Source organism: Mycobacterium sp. PDNC021 (genome assembly GCF_048282635.1).
GTDB lineage: Bacteria > Actinomycetota > Actinomycetes > Mycobacteriales > Mycobacteriaceae > Mycobacterium > Mycobacterium llatzerense.
Genome location: NZ_CP182502.1, coordinates 346,627 through 362,943, shown reverse-complemented (window position 1 = coordinate 362,943; position 16,317 = coordinate 346,627). Strand labels below are relative to the sequence as shown.

4 protein-coding genes are annotated in these 16,317 nt (G+C 67.1%); 1 reads left to right on the top strand and 3 read right to left on the bottom strand.

Annotated elements, in window-relative coordinates; all coding sequences use genetic code 11:
• Positions 1 to 128 precede the first annotated feature (128 nt).
• Positions 129 to 1,979 carry a DUF4012 domain-containing protein gene (locus tag ACNO8X_RS01710; protein ID WP_418003888.1) on the bottom strand — a complete coding sequence of 617 codons (1,851 nt, stop codon included), beginning with the start codon at positions 1,977 to 1,979 and terminating at the stop codon, positions 129 to 131.
• 81 nt (positions 1,980 to 2,060) lie between these two features.
• Complete coding sequence (locus tag ACNO8X_RS01705; RefSeq protein ID WP_418003887.1) at positions 2,061 to 2,486, bottom strand: hypothetical protein; 426 nt, start codon at positions 2,484 to 2,486, stop codon at positions 2,061 to 2,063.
• Between the two features lie 235 nt (positions 2,487 to 2,721).
• On the opposite strand from ACNO8X_RS01705, the gene ACNO8X_RS01700 reads away from it, so the two are divergent.
• On the top strand, positions 2,722 to 4,920 hold the full coding sequence (locus ACNO8X_RS01700) for an acyltransferase family protein (protein ID WP_418003886.1): 2,199 nt from the start codon (positions 2,722 to 2,724) through the stop codon (positions 4,918 to 4,920).
• 60 nt (positions 4,921 to 4,980) lie between these two features.
• Here the strand turns inward: ACNO8X_RS01700 and ACNO8X_RS01695 are convergent, their stop codons facing one another.
• A complete protein-coding gene (locus ACNO8X_RS01695; protein ID WP_418003885.1) occupies positions 4,981 to 15,978 on the bottom strand; it encodes a type I polyketide synthase in 10,998 nt (3,665 codons plus the stop codon).
• Positions 15,979 to 16,317: the final 339 nt, after the last annotated feature.

Here is a 16,317-nt window from a genome sequence, read left to right as displayed (position 1 = left end):
TGGTGGCCCGGCACGGTCGATCTCACACGTAAACGGTTGGAGGTTGCGGACAGCCTCCACATCCCTCAACGCGGCGATGTCGCTATCCAATGTAGGTCAACGCTAACGTCAATTAAGCGGAACCGTGATTATTTCTGCGTGCACTCGGGAACCGCGACCGTCGGGGCGGCTGTGTCGATGAGGGGCTGCGCGGGAACGCGGGCGGCGCCCGGAACCGTCGGCTCAGCAAGCCGGAAAGTCAGTTCACCCGACTGCCTCGGGGGAATCGCTACCTGGATCTCAAACGTCGGATGACCGCGGTCAGTCCCGGTGAACACCGGTATCTGTTGGCCATTGGAGAACGCCCCCACCAACGCCGCTCCCTTGGTGGCGACCAGCCGGACTGACGTCAGCATCGAGCCGCTCGGCAAGGTGATCGGGACGTTACGGCTGAGGCCAAGGGAGCCGGCTACATACTCTGGCAGCGGTACGTCCGGCACGGTGCTGGTCAGCTTGACGGTCACCGTGGTGTTGCGAGTGGTGCCGGCGCAGCCGTCGGCCTGATAGGTGACATGCGACCGCAGGTAGTAGTCGACTTTGTTACCCGCGAGGTTGTTGAGGATGACTGCGGCATAGGGCGAGGCGTCATCTGGGATCGAGTGCGCAAGTGGCGTCTGCTCCAGCAGTTTCTCCGCTTCAGGGGAGGCGCTCCAGATGGCGATTCGGCGTTCGCCGGCCGCTTTCCCGAGCGCGTCGAGCAACTGCCGCGGTGACTCGACCGCGCTGGTCATCTTTCTCACGACAGCGTTGGCGATGTCCTGAAGATACTGCTTGCGCGCAGCCTGATCCGTGGGAAACCGTCGGTACGCAGTCGACTCGGTGAGCTCGACGACGTTCTCTTTCGTGATCAGTTCGCCGTCCTGCATCACGACGGGTCCAGTCGCGCCTAGCACGTAGCTCAAGGCGACTGGGTCCATCGCGATAGCGCCATCGACTTCCTGGCCCGTTTGTTGTGCCCACATTGAGCGCCATATCTGTGCTGCGTACGGGAAGTGCGAACTGAGATTGCTGTTCCGGAAGTCAGTGCTCGGATTCGTGTAGCCGTACTCTTGGCCGAACTCGGGCCCGAGGTCCAGCGGTTTGAACGGCCCCGCGAGTTCTGTGTTGGGGCCCAACGCAATTACGCTCGGCGAGCCGTTGTCGAACCGGAGTATTCCGAACCCGCCGAGTATCCCGCCCGTACCTCTGACTTCGGCGTTGGTCTGAAAGCCCATGAAGTAGCTGCGCGGGCCGTCCACGCCCATCAGTAGCGGCGCCAGCTTGGCCGTGAGGGCAGCCTTGTCCAGGAGGCTGGTGACTTTCGCGGTCTGCGCTTGAAGCTCCGAACGTGCGTTCCGCAGAGCATCCAGGTAAGCCGGATCGGCGATCGCATCCGCGTCCGCTTGCAGCCGCCGTGACTCCTTGGCGATCTTCGCCAGGCCCGGCTCCTTGTCGCGAAGTGCCTGAACGTCGATGTGTGAGCCATTGATGAGGTGGGTTGGCGAGAGCGCTGTGCCCAACTCTGCTGCCGGCTTCAGTACATCGGACGCCAGCCCCAGAACGACCTGAGAGATTTGTTGTGCGGATTGGAACGGACTGCCCAGCCACGGTATGCGTGCTGCGACAGCCCACGGCAATGACCGCACGGCGTCATTCGCGTGTTCGGCATCCGTTTGTGCTGCAGCGGCAGAACGAACAGCTGCGTCAACGTCGCCGGCGGACAGCGCTTCTTTGGTGTGCTGTGCGTTTACGCGCGCTCGTTCCAAGTGGGACTTGGCTGAGTAGCCTTCGAATCCAAGCCAGCACAGGAATCCGGCGGCGGCGAGTAGGGCAGCCAATGCGACTACGCGAAAACGCCGGCGATGCAAGGTCTTTCGGTGCCGCGTGGTTTCGCCGCCGACTTCGTCTTCGTCGTCGCCAGTCGGTTCATCCGCCGTCGCGCGTGGAGAATTCTCGCTCACTCAGGAACGTTCCGCATTGGCCGACAGCCCTGCTGTATCCGCAGAACAATCAATGTCCGGCCTTACGAATCGCCGCGCGGACTAGCAGCCGCGAGTCAGTGAAACCGTGATGGTGCCGTACGGCCCGATCTTCGCGCCAACGCCGAAGGCGCAGACTGAGAGATTGATGTTCTGTGTCAGGCGTTTCCACGGCTCCTGGAGGAAGCCGGGGATGATCGAAAGTGGGGTGAAGGTGCCCACCAAGATGGGGGCGGGGGTGGAGGGGTTCGGGCCGGTCCCCACCCACCACCAGGGATCGTTCTGCCACCACGTTGCCTCTGCCAGGAAATGCGGCGCTTGGGCGACGTTGTCGAGCACCTGGGTGATCGGGGCGAGTGGAGCCGGCGCGGAGATGTCCGCCTGCGCCATCGCGGGAGTCAGGATGGCGGCCCCGGCAACTGCACAGGCGGCCGTGCCGGCCTGCAACTTGGCTTTGGTGTTCGAAACATGCATCGCGAGAACAGACATTGTCCGAGCCTTCCGCTGATGAGATCGCTCCTCATAGGAGCCTGACAGAAATTGTGGTCGGCGTCAATACGTGGACGGCGCTGATGATGGGCCGCTCTGGTGGTTCGTTCGAGTCGGCCGAAGCGGGGCCACATCCCACGTGGAGTCGGTCTGCCGGTAAGCAGTCAAAAAAATTAACTAGGTCGTAAGCTTGCGTCGCAGTGGGTGAACTGCCCTGCCGATACGGAGGCTGGCCATGGGCTCATCTGGGCATACGAATCGTCGGCGTCGCCGCAGCACGAACGGGGCGCAACAGCGGCTCGACATCCAAGGCTTACGGATGGTCAGCATGCTCACCGTCTTCGCCTACCACCTATGGGGATGGCCACGAGGTGGCGTTGCTGCCATCGACGTGTTCTTCGTGATTTCCGGGTTCTTGATCACCGGAAACCTCATGCGTGGCGCGGAGAAGACCGGAACGGTCTCGTTCAAGCGCTTCTATTGGAACCGCATTCGCCGGATCGTCCCGGCCGCCACCGTGGTGCTGGTGCTCACCTATCTGGCATCGACTCTCGTGTTTCGGGGATTTCGATCCCACGAGATCGGCGTCGACGCATTGTGGGCATCTGTCTTCTGGTCGAACTGGCACTTCCTGAGTATCGGTACGGACTACTTCCACTCAATGGCAGCGACGGTGTCACCGATTCAGCACTACTGGACACTGTCGGTTGAAGAACAATTCTACTTCGTCTGGCCCGCAGTGATTTTCGCCGTGAGTGTGGTCATTATCCGTAAGAGCTGGTCTCATTCACGGCGGATGGCAATCGCCGGCGGAGTCATGGGTGTCATCGTCCTGGCATCGTTGGCGTGGGCCCTGCGCGAAACCGCGGAATCACCGCCGGCTGCGTACTTCGATACCTTTGCGCGCGTGTGGGAGCTGGGCATCGGCGCACTTCTGGCAACCGCAGTCGGCCTGCTGGCCCGGATTCCGCGAGTTCTCAAGCCCATCCTGTCTTGGGGCGGCCTGCTGGTCATTGGTGTCAGCTTCGCGCTGATCAGCGACAACGAGGCTGGTTTTCCGGCGCCGTGGACCATCCTTCCGGTGCTCGGCGCGGCATTGGTGGTTGCTGCAGGAGTGGGGCGCGAGCCCGACTATCAGCCGTTCTTACGTAATCGGGTTTCCACGTACATCGGTAACATTTCTTACTCCCTGTACTTGGTGCACTGGCCCGTGATCGTTCTTCTCGGCGCAATCATGGGTGTGAGCGGCGCCTACTACGTGGCTGCTGTGGCTTTGACCTTCGGCCTGTCGATCGCCTCGTACCACATGATCGAAGATCCGTTGCGGCGCGCCAGTTTTGCGGAGCTTGGCGAGTTGATGCGAAAGATCCAGCGGCACAAGTACTCGCCGGCGAGGTCCACTCAATACGCCGCACTCGCAGCCACTGCGCTGGTGGTCGTCGCCGGTACAGCGTGGTTGGCTCGGCCGGTTACGCCGGCGGACACCTATGAGGTGGGTGACGCGGCGATTGACCTGACGCGTGAGAAGGTCGACTCAGCGCTTCCTCCGATCACTCTGGGGCCGCGAGCCAGTGCGCTCCAGGCCGAGATTTCGGAGGCGTTGAAGGCGCGCGAGTGGCCAGTTCTGGAACCAACGATGGACTCGTTGTTCAGCGCGGGGGGAGTCGCGCAGCTCGTCACGCCGGAGACGGCCAAATGCTCTACGTCGGCGATTGCACCGGCGGACCTCTGCACCTATGGGCCACCAGATGCGCCGCTGAAGGTCGTTCTTGTCGGTGATTCGGTCGGGCTGGGCTATTCAGAGATCTGGCGCCAGCTCGCATTGAGCTCGAATGGTGCGGTACAAGTGTTCAATCAGGCGATGGGTTCTTGCGTCTTCACTCAGGACACCATCGACCGGGCAACTGTGAGCCCGGAATGCACCGGCCGCAAGGACAGTGCCGTTGAGTTCATCAACGCCGTCAAGCCAGATGTCGTCGTCATTTCCAACGCCTACGCTCGCGACCGCATCGTCGGCGCACGGCGCGAGATGTCAATCCAGGACTGGTCCGATTCGCTCGGTCGAATCATCGATCGGTTCAGAGAAAATACGAAGAAAGTGGTGCTGGTTGCGCCGCCGCCGAGTGACAAAGAGATCAAGGATTGCGTCAGTAAGGTATCCAGCACACCGCCGAGCTGCGTCGGCACCATCCCGCCTGTTTGGTATGCGAAGGCCAAGGCCGAGCAGAAGCTGGCCGTGGAATTCGGTGGAGTATGGGTCGACTCGCGGCCCTGGTTCTGCAACGAGACTCAGCGGTGTCCGAGTTTTGTGGGAACTACGCCTGCGCGAGTCGATTGGGCACACATGGCGCCGCCGTATTCCCACAAGATTGCCCCGGCATACGCCGAAAGTCTCACGGAGGCAGGAGTTCCGCTGGCCGACAACCAGCCTTGAGTGTGAGGGCTGTGCACGTGTCAGCGTCGATCGACGTGCACAGCCCTCACACTCGTGAGGTCAGTCCTCTTTCGCGGCCTCGGTTGCGGCCTCGGCGGCCGGAGCCTCTGCCGGCGCCTCCGGTGCATCCGACGGCGGCAGCTGCGACGCTAGGTGCCCGGCGAGTTCGCCGAGGGTCGGGTAGTCGAAGATCGCGGTCGGGCTGATGTCGAACTTGCCGCCGAACTGCCCGAACAACCGGTTGCGGAGCTCGACCGCCATCAGCGAGTCGGTGCCCAGATCCAGGAACCGGCTCGTCGCGGCGGGCGGCTGCGCCAGGCGCAGGAAGCCCTGCACCTCTTTCTGCAGGAACTCGGTGATGAACCCGGCGCGCTGGGCGTCGGGAATCTCCTGCAGCTGACGGAGCAGCTCGCTGTCGCCGGTGGCTGCCGCGTCGCTGGTCGGCAACACCTGGTCGAGCAGCGGTGGACGGATGCCGCCGAGCATCTTGGCGGCCCGCTGCCAGTTGGCCTTGAGGACCGTCGCCTGCGCCGCGCCATGCCGGATGACCTCGCCGAGGGCCGCCAGAGCCGCCGATGGCTCGAGCGGCATCATGCCCTGCGCGCTCAGGTTCGCTGTGGCTGCCTGCGAGCTGGCCATACCGCCCCGGCCCCACGGACCGAAGTTGACGGCCGTCGCCGGCAGGCCCAGCGCCCTGCGGTGCGCGACGAGGCCGTCGAGCAGCGCGTTGGCAGTGGCGTAGTTGGCCTGCGCCGGTGAACCCAGCACTGCCGACGCCGACGAGTAGACGATGAAGAAGTCGAGATCGTCGTCCTGCGTCAACTTGTGCAGGTGCAAGGCACCGAAGGCCTTGGGGCCCAAGGTCTTCCGGAAACGTTCGAGATCCTGCTGGGGGAGCAGCGCGTCGTCGAGGACACCCGCCAGATGGGCCACACCGGCCAGCGGCGGCAATTCCGTGCGGATCCGGTCGAGCAACGCCGCAACCGAGGACTCATCACCAACGTCACCGGAGAAGACGTGCACCCGGCAGTGGAAGCGCTCCATCATCGCGTCGATGGCGCGCTGCGCGTCGGCGTCCGGCTCGCGTCGGCTGGTCAGCACGATGTCGCCGGCACCCAACTGGGCCAGGTAGGCGGCGGTGTGCAGACCGAGTGCGCCGAGACCACCGGTCACCAGGTAGGTCCGATCACCGTGCGGCTGCAGCGGTTTCGGCATCTGCACGACGATCTTGCCGATGTGCCGGGCCTGTTGCATCCGGCGGAACGCGGTCTTGGCCTCGGTCAGCGGGTAGACCTCGGCCTGCACAGGCGTCCACTCGCCCTTGGTCAAGCCATCCGACACCTCTTCCATGAGGCGCTGGATGTGTGCGGGGTCGGTCATCATCGTGACGTCGAGCGCGACGATCTTGTAGTTGATGTCCGGGCGAACTTCCGCCATGCGCTCGGGGGTCCAGATGTCGCGCTTGGCGATCTCGGCGAACCGGCCACCCTGGGCGGTCGCCCGCACCGTGGCCTCGACGAAGCCCTCGTTGGTCAGGCTGTTGAGCACCACGTCCACGCCCTCGCCGTCGGTGTCGGCGAGAATCTGGTCCGCGAAATCGGTTGTGCGCGAGTCGTAGACGTACTCGACACCCATCTTGCGCAGCGTCGCGCGCTTGTAGGTGCTGGCGGTGGCGAAGACGATCGCGCCCTTCTGGCGCGCCATCTGCACTGCCGCCAACCCGACACCACCACTGGCGGCGTGGATCAGCACGCGGTCGCCCGGCTTGAGCTGCGCCCAGTCGAACGCGAGCCGGACCGTCAGCGCCGCCGCGGGCAGCGTCGCCGCGTCGACGGGCGTGATGCCCTCCGGTACCACCGCGAGCAACTGCTCCGGCACGTTCAGGCGGCTCGAGAAGGCGCCCTGCATGGAACCGAAGACGCGCTGGCCGACCTCGAATCTCGTGACCTCCGAACCCAATTCGGTGATGACGCCGCACAGGTCACCGCCGATGGGCCCCGGATCACCCGGGTAGAGGCCCAGCACGTTGAGCACGTCACGGAAGTTGAGGCCGGCAGCCTCGATCCGGACCTGCACCTCGTGCGGTGCGGGCGGCGTCACGTCCTTCTCGGTCAGCCGCAGGTTGTCGATCGCACCACGCTCGGTCGGAGCCAGCACGTAGTCGTCGGACCGCGGCATCGGCAGGTGGCCGCTGCGCGCCCAGTGCATCAGCCGCGGCACGAGGAACTTGCCCTGCCGCAGTGCGAATTCCGACTCCGTCACCGGAGTGCCCAGGATGCCGGTCAGCCAGTTGGTGGCGTTGTCGTCGGCATCGTCGAGGTCGACGAGCCGCAGGCGCAGGGTCGGCTGCTCGTTGATGACGGTGCGGCCCAGGCCCCACAGCGCGGCCTGCACGGGGTCGACGGGCTCGCCGGGCTCGGTCGCCACGGCGCGTTCGGTGACGATCCAGAGTCCGCCGGTGAGGTTCAGCTTTTCCTCGGCGAGGGCGGTCTGCATGGCCCCGAGCACTGTGGCGACCTCGGACTCCAGCCGCGCCGCGATGTCGGCGTCCTGTTGTCCCGAAGCGCGCCAGACGATTCCGGTGACCGGGGAGCCGCTTTCGGCGGCTGCTGCGATCGCCTGCTGCCAGGCGGCGGCGTCCACCGTCTGATCGAGCGTGACCGCGCCGGGCAGACCGGCCGCCAACTCGTCGAAGCCGGCGATCAGCCAGGTGCCGGTGGTCTTGCTCTCTGCCTCGTCCGCAGCGCTCGGTGCGGCGCCCTCCTGCCAGCCCAGCGTGTACAGCAGGCGAGTGGTGTCGCCACCGAGCCCGCGCAGCAGTGCCTCACGCGGCGCCCGCTTCACGGTGAACTCGGTGATGCCGCCGAGCCGCTTGCCGTCGCGATCGAGGAAGTCGATGTCGAAGACCTGCGTCTCGTTGGTCAGCTCGCTGGTGTGCCAGCGCGCCCGCGCATAGAACCGCCGCGGCATCTTGTCGCGCAGCTCGACCTGGCCGTACCGCAGCGGCAGGAACAGGTCGTGCATGCCGTGTTCGGCGGCCAGCAGCGCCGGGAAGGCCGGGAAGGCCACACCGGTGCAGAGGTCGAGCAGCACGGGATGGATGGGCTCGGTGCTGAGGTGCTCGGCGAGTTCGTCGCCGACCGACACGTCTCCGATGGCCATACCGTCGCGCACCCACAACGACTTGAGTGACGTGGACCACGTTGGGCCCCAGGCCAATTCCATGTCGTTGAACGTCTCGAACAGCTGCTGTGGACGCAGCCGCTCCATGCGCTCGACGACATCCTCCATCGAACCGGCGACATCGTCCGAGGCGTCCGCTTCACTGGCACCGGCCAGCAGTGTGCCGTCGGCGTTCAACGACCACTCGGCTTCGCGAACCCCGTTCGGTCGGCTGTGTACCTGGAACTTCCAGCCTTCGCCGCCCTCCAGGGAGCGGATGGTCAGCTGCGTCTCGCGAGCCGCCTTGTCCGGCAGGATGATCGGCTCGTAGAAGAAGACTTCCTTCACCCGCGCCGGTGCTCCGACCGAGGCCAGGGCCATCGCCGCATACGTCGCGCCCGGCACCACGACGGTGCCGTAGATGACGTGGTGCGACAGCCAGGGCTGGGTCTTGACCGACAGCACGTTGCTGTAGATCGTGTCGCCGGTGGCCAGATCCTTTGCGCTGCCCAGGATTCCGGACGTGGCGGCAAATCCGCCGGAACTCATACCCACCACATTGGCGGTCTTGGGCCAGAAGCGGCGGCGCTGGAACGGGTAGGTCGGCAGTTCGACCCGCTGACCGCGGTTCTTGGCCGCGAAATCAGGCCGGTGCCCGGTGATATACGTGGTGGCCAGCGCTTCGGTGATCTGCCGCTGTGCGTTGGCGCCCTTGCGCAGGGAGACGATGGCGCGCGGGGTCTCCGAGGACTCGGGCCAGCACTGCAGGGCGGCCGCGGTCAGGATCGGCTGCGGGCCGATCTCCATCAGCACCGAGCAGCCCAGCGCCGCGACGGTCTTGACGCTTTCGGTGAACTGCACCGGCTGACGCGAATGCCGACGCCAGTACGGCGCGTTCAGCGGCGTCTCGGCGGTGAGCACCGCGCCGGTGCGGTTGCAGATCAGCGGCAGGGTAGGCACCGCGAACTGGAACTGCGTTGCGAAGGACTCGAATTCGTCGAGGACCGGGTCCAGCAGTTCCGAGTGGAAGGCGTGGCTGGTCTCGAGCCACGTGCAGCGCGTGGCGTCCTCGCTGCAGGCTGCGACGATCTGCTCCAGATCCTCACCCGGGCCCGACAGCACGGTGTTGCGGCCGTTGTAGGCGCCGATGGACACCCGCGGGAACGCCTCGGCGGCGCGCTCCACGTACTCGGGATCGGCGAACACCGCCACCATGCGGCCGCCGGCGGGCAGGCTGCCGAACAGTCGGCCGCGCTCGGCGATCAATCGGACGCCGTCCTCGAGGCTGAACACCCCGGCCACACAGGCCGCCGCGTACTGGCCGACGCTGTGGCCTAGAACCGCATCCGGTTCGATGCCCCACGACTGCCACAACCGGGCCAGGCCCATCTCGACGGCGAAGATCGCGGGCTGCGCAAACGCGGTGTTGCGCAGCGTTTCTGCCGCTTCCCGATCGGTGCCGAACATGACCTCCAGCAGCGGGCGCGGCAGGATCGGGTCCACTGCCTCTGCGCACCGGCGCACCACGTCGGCGAAAACCGGTTCGGTGTCGAACAATTCGCGGGCCATGCCCGGGTACTGGCTGCCCTGACCGGGGAAGAACCACGCGGTGGTCGGCGGGTCGGCGCACTCGCCCTTCAGCACACCCGGCCGCAGCTTGTTCGCCACCAAATCTTCTAGGAGGTTCTTGGCGTCGTGGACGGTGTTCGCGACCACCGCGGCGCGGTGCTCGAAGTGCGAACGCCCCGAGCCGGCGGTGAAGCAGACGTCGGCGATCGAGGCGTCGGGGTGCTCGTCGAGCCACTCGCGGTACCGCTGCGCCAGCGCCGTCAGGCCCTGCGCCGAGCGCGCCGACAGCGGCAGCACGCTGATGGGTTCGGTGACAGGAGTTTCGGGCGTCACGTCGTCCGCGGCATCCTCGTCGGAGGGCACCACCGGGGCCTCTTCCAACAGCACGTGCGCGTTGGTGCCGGTGAACCCGAAAGAGCTGACGCCGGCGCGGCGCGGGCGGCCGTCGGTGTGCCACGGCGTCGGCTTGTCCACCACCTGCACCGGCAGCGAGTCCCACGGGATGTGCGGAGACGGCTTGTTGAAATGCAGGGTCTGCGGAAGCATTTCGTGCTCCAGCGACAACACGACCTTGACCAGACCGGCGACGCCGGCCGCCGACTCGAGGTGACCGATGTTGGTCTTCGCCGTGCCCATCAGCAGCGGCCGGTTCGGGTCGCGGCCCGCGCCGTACGCGGCCGCCGCGGCCTGGACCTCGATCGGGTCACCGAGCGGGGTGCCGGTGCCGTGCGCTTCCAGGTAGTCGACGTCGCCGCCGCTGAGGCCGGCCCGGGCCAGTGCGGAGTTGATCAGGCGTTGCTGCGCACCACCATTGGGCACCGTCAGGCCGCTGGACGCACCGTCCTGATTGACCGCGGTGCTGCGGATGATCGCGGCGATGCGGTCGCCGTCGCGCTGCGCGTCGCTGAGCCGCTTGAGGACCAGGACACCGCAGCCCTCACCGCGGACGTAGCCGTCGGCAGCGGCGTCGAACGTCTTGCAGCGGCCGTCGGGCGCCAGCATGCGGGCGCGTGACGCGGCGACAATGGACGCCGGGCTCAGCAGCACGTTGACACCACCGGCCAGAGCCATGTCGCAGTCGCCCGAATGCAGGGCCTGCGTGGCCTGGTGCACGGCCACCAGCGACGAGCTGCAGGCGGTGTCGACCGCCATGGCCGGCCCTTCCAGGCCCAGCGTGAACGACACCCGGCCCGCGATGGCGTTCAGCGCGTTACCGGTGATGAAGTGCGGTTCGAGGTTCTCCACCGAGCCGCCCGACAACAGGTGCGAGTACTCGTTGGCGCCGACGCCGACGAACACACCGGTGCGGCTGCCGCGCAGCGATGACGGCGCGTACCCGGCTCTTTCCAAGCCCTCCCAGGCGATTTCGAGCATCAGTCGCTGCTGCGGGTCGATCCACACGGCCTCGCGCGGCGAGATGCCGAAGAACTCGGGATCGAACGTGTCGACGCTCTCCAGGTAGCCACCGGAGCGGGTGTAGATCTTGCCCGGCGTCATGGCGTCGGGGTCGTAGAACTCGTCGACGTCGAAGCGGTCCTCGGGGATTTCGCTGATCGCGTCGACACCCTCGGACAGCACCCGCCAGAACGCATCCGGGTCGGGCGAGCCGGGGAAGCGGCACGCCACGGAGATGATGGCGATGGGCTCGTCGGCCGCGGCGAGCGACTTGACCGCGGCGACGGCCTTCGCGCCGGCCTTCTCGTTGAGGTTCAGGATGTCGCTGAGCAGGTAGTCCGCGACGTCGGTGAGCCGCGGGTGGTCCATGGCGAGAGTCGCCGGAAGTTCCTTGCCGACACCCTGTTCCAGCCGACGACGCAATTCGACGGCCATCAGCGAGTCCATGCCGAGGTCGAAGAAACCGGTCTCCTCGCGAATCTCGGAGGCCTCGATGCGCGTCACCTCGGCGACGGCGTCGCGCAGGTATTCCAGCACCAGCTTCTTGCGCTGCTGCACCGGCGCGGCGATGAGCTGCTCGACAAAGCGCGTGTTTCCGGAGGCGCCGACCGCGCCGGAGACCCCGACGGGCTCTGGCACTTCTCGGGCCACCTCGGCCAGCAGGGCGCGCGAGCCGGCCTGCGAATAGATCGGCAGGAACTTGGCCCAGTCCATCCGGGCCACAACAGCTTCCGCGGGGGAGCCACCGGCCACCAGGATGTCGGCCATGCCGGTCAGGGCATCAGCGGGGGACAGGGTGCGGACGCCGCGGCGCTCCAGCTGGGCACGGGCATCGGGGTCGGCCATACCGGCGGACCACGGACCGAAGTTGACGCTCATGCCGGGCACGCCCTGCTCACGCAGGCGCCAGGTCAAGCCGTCCAGGAACGCGTTGGCCGCGCTGTAGGCGGTCTGGCCGTAGCTGCCCCACACCGCCGAGATCGACGAGGTGGACAGGAAGAAGTCCAGCTTCAGGTCGGCAACGGCCTCGCTCAGATACCAGGCACCCCAGACCTTTCCGGAGAAGACTCGCTCCAGCTCGGCGCCGTCCAGGGTGGCCAGTGGGGTGGTGCTGTTCTCGCCGGCCGCGTGCACGACACCGGCCAGTGGCGGCAGCTCGGCGCGCAGGGTGGACATCAGGCGGGCGACGTCGTGCGGATTCGCGACATCTGCGGTGATGACGCGAGCCTCGCAGCCGTGCTGCTCGCGCAGCGCGTCAATGCGCTGCTGCGCGGCCTCACTCGGCGCGCGCCGGCTGGTCAGGACCAGGCGCTTTGCGCCATGCGCGGCCAGGTACTCCGCGATCTCCAGCCCGAGCGACCCGAGACCACCAGTCACCAGATACGTGGCATCAGAACGCAATTCGAGCTGCGTCGGGTTCGGCTGTCCGGTCCGGCGGACGAGGCGCGGCACGTGCACGCCGTCGGCGCGTAGCGCGATCTGGTCCTCGCCGCGCGGGGTCGCGACCACCTGGGCGATCAACCGTGCCCACTCGTCGGCACTGCCCTCGGCGAGATCGGCGAGGCCGCCCCACACCTGCGGGTACTCCAGCGCGGCCGAGCGGCCGAAGCCCCACAGGCTCGTCTGCTCCGGTGCGACGGTGTCGGTGTCGATAACCCGTTGGGCGCCACGCGTGATCACCCAGATCGGCGCCCGCAGTTCGGCGGTGGCCGCCGCCCGGAAGAGGCGCTGCGTGCCGCTGAGGACGCGGTGCTGCATGCGCAGGACCGCTTGCATCGAGGCGGCATCGGTGTCGAGGGCCGCGACGTGCAGGATGCGCAGCGTCGGCTCGTCTTCGACGGCCGCGCGCAGGTTGGCTGCCAGCTGCTGCTCGTCGGCGTCGGACCCCGGCAACGCAAGGACGCGGTGCCGGTGGCCGAGCCGGGTCAGGGCCTCGGTCAGCGGCTCGAGCACCGCAGCGTCGTCACCGATCAGAACCCACGCCGAGCCTTCGCCGATCTCCGAAGTGGACCCAGCCGCGGCTTTCTCCCAGCGGATTTCGTACCGGGCATCCGAGACAGACTGCGCGGTGCGCTGCCGGTTGTGTTGCGCGGCAAACTTGTTCAGCACATCAATGGTCGACTGATTGCCGGCAGTGTCACCGGCCACGCCGCCCAGCAGGGTGGCGAGCTCGTCGATGCGGCCGTCTTGGAGCAGCTGGACGGCTTCGGTGGTGGCGCCACCGGTCTGATGCGAGGTCCACGTCGGCTTGATCCGCTCGTCGGTGAACCAGTACGCCTTGCGCTGGAACGGATACGTCGGCAGGTCGAACTTGTGTGCCGAGCCCGGCCGGACGGCGGCGAAGTCGGGCAGGTGCCCGGCGGTGTAGGTGGTGGCCAGCGCCTCGGTGATCTGCCGGTGGTCGGCGCCCTTGCGGCGCAACGACGCAATGGCCCGCGGCGCGGTCGCCGGGTCGGGCCAGGCGCGCAGGGCCGCGGCGGTCAGCACCGGCTGCGGGCCGACCTCGAGCAGCACCGCGCAGCCGAGCTTGGCGAGCGTCTCCGCGCCCTTGGCGAACTCGACGGGTTGACGTGCGTGGCGGCGCCAGTACTGGCCGTCGAGCTTCGCGGTGCGGCCCAGGGTGTCGCCGGTCCTGTTGCACACCAGCATCCGCTGCGGTGCGTTGAACGTGAATTGGTTTGCGTACGACTCGAATTCGTCGAGCGCCGGATCGAGCAGCGCCGAGTGGAAGGCGTGGCTGGTCTCCAGCCAGTCGCAGCGGACACCGTCTCCGGTCAGCCCGGCGACAGCACGTTCCAGGTCGGCGCCGGGACCGGAGAGCACGGTGTTGGCGCCGTTGTACGCGGCGACCGACAGGCTCGGGTACTCATCGGTGAGGCGCTCGACGCGCTCGGGCGTGGCGAAGATCGCCGCCATCCGGCCGCCCGCAGGCAGGTTGCCGAACAGCCGGCCGCGCTCCGCGAGCAGCCGCATGCCGTCTTCCAGGCTGAACACGCCGGCGACACACGCCGCGGTGTACTGGCCGACGCTGTGGCCGAGCACCACGTCGGGCTCGAAGCCCCACGACTGCCAGAGCCGGGCCAGGCCCATCTCGACGGCGAAGATCGCCGGCTGGGCGTAGCTGGTCTGCCGCAGCGCCTCCTCGGCGCCGGGGCCGTCGTCGAAAATGACATCCAGCAAAGGCTTTTCGAGTACATCAGCGACCGCGGCAGCGCACTGCTCCATGGTCGCGGCGAAGACCGGCTCGGTCTCGAACAGTTCCTTGGCCATGCCGGCGAACTGGCTGCCCTGTCCCGGGAACAGCCAGGCCGTCTTCGGCTTGTCCGCGGAAGTTCCGCGCACCAGGCCCGGCGCCGGACGGTCGTCGGCCAGCGCGCCGAGCAATTCACGTGCGGACTCAAGGGAATTCACCACGAGCGCGGCGCGGTGCTCGAAGTGGGCGCGGCCCGCACCCGCGGTGATGCAGACGTCGGAGAGGGTGGCCTCGGGGTGTGCGGCCAACCAGCCGCGGTAGTCCTCGGCGGACTGCAGCAGGGCGGCCGGGGTCCGGGCCGACAGGGGCAGCACCATGAAGCGCCGGTCGTCGGGCTCCTCGACCGGGCTCTCCGAAGGAGCGGCGGAAGGCGCTTCCTCAAGCAGGACATGGGCATTGGTGCCGGAGAAGCCGAACGAACTGATGCCCGCGACGCGCGGTCGGTCGCCGCGTGGCCAGGTGGTGGCCTCGTCGACGACCTTCAGGGGGATGCGGTCCCACGGGATGTGCGGAGACGGGTTCGTGAAGTGCAGGTGCTTCGGCAGTTCCTGATGCTCGAGCGACAGGATCACCTTGATGATCCCGGCGACGCCGGCGGCGGCTTCGAGGTGCCCGATGTTCGTCTTCACCGAGCCGATCAGCAGCGGATCGGTCGCGTCGCGTCCGGTGCCGTACGCCGCGGCCGCGGCCTGGACCTCGATCGGGTCGCCCAGCGACGTGCCGGTGCCGTGCGCCTCCAGGTACCCGACGTCGCCGGGTGTCAGGCCGGCGCGCTCCAGTGCCTCGGCGATAACCCGTTGCTGGGCAACACCGTTGGGGACAGTCAGGCCGCCCGAGGCGCCGTCCTGGTTGATGGCGCTACCGCGGATGACGGCGCGGATCCGGTCGCCGTCGCGGATGGCGTCCTCGAGTCGCTTCACCACGATGACGCCGCAGCCCTCGCCCCGGACGTAGCCGTCGGCGGAGGCGTCGAAAGTCTTGCACTTGCCGTCGGGTGCCAGCATGCGCGACTGCGAGAAGGTGATCATGGTGGCCGGGCTGAGGATGACGTTCGCGCCACCGGCCAGCGCCAGATCGCACTCGCCGAGCTGCAGGGCCTGGCAGGCCTGGTGGACGGCGACCAGCGACGAGCTGCATGCGGTGTCGACGGTGACGGCCGGACCTTGCAGGCCAAGGCGGTAACTGATGCGGCCGGCGGCCGCGGCGCCCGAGGTGCCGATGGCCATGTAGGCCTCGATCTCCGGGTAGGTCAGCTCGCCCGAGGCCATGCCCAGGTAGTCGTGGGTGGCCAGGCCGATGAACACACCGGTCTGCGTGTTGGCCAGGGCAGACGGGGCGGTGCCCGAGTGCTCGACCGCGCGCCACGCCATCTCGAGCAGCAGGCGCTGCTGCGGGTCCATCATCTTGGCTTCGCGGGTGGACACCCCGAAGAACGGTGCGTCGAAGCCGACGGCGTCGTCGAGGAAGCCGGCGCGGCGGGTGATGATCTTGCCGCGGGCGTCCGGGTCGGCATCGAAGAACTCGTCGACGTCCCACCGGTCCTGGGGCACCTCGGATACGGCGTCCCGACCTTCGTGCAGCATCTCCCAGAAGGATTCGGCGTCGGTGGCTCCGGGGAAGCGCGCGGCGTAGCCGACGATCGCAAAGCTGGACGTTTCCGGAGCTTCGATCCTTGCCATGAAAAAGTTGTCCTCCCGCGTTTGCCGGTGACGTCCGGTCCCATGCAGGAGACCGTGTTCAGCGCCAGAAATTATGTGTGAAGGGCCGGCCCTATCGACTGGTCGGCAGATCTACTGAACGGCCTCGGCCAGTTGATCTTCCGAACGGCCACGGCCAGCTCATCTTCTGCGGGCCAGTATTACATGTAGGTTGCTGAAGCACGAGGATTATGCGCAGCGGTGGTGATTGGTCAGCGAGGACCGTCCTACCAGGCGTAACGGCGCCGGCCAAGGTTGCCGGGGTATGTTGATGACGCCAACAGCGTTGCCGGGCCTCAGTGTGTCCAGACCTGGGAGGAA

Excerpts from the sequence above, each read along its gene's own strand:
- ACNO8X_RS01705 (WP_418003887.1), bottom strand. The coding sequence starts at position 2,486 with ATGTCTGTTCTCGCGATGCATGTTTCGAACACCAAAGCCAAGTTGCAG.
- ACNO8X_RS01700 (WP_418003886.1), top strand. The coding sequence starts at position 2,722 with ATGGGCTCATCTGGGCATACGAATCGTCGGCGTCGCCGCAGCACGAAC.
- ACNO8X_RS01695 (WP_418003885.1), bottom strand. The coding sequence starts at position 15,978 with ATGGCAAGGATCGAAGCTCCGGAAACGTCCAGCTTTGCGATCGTCGGC.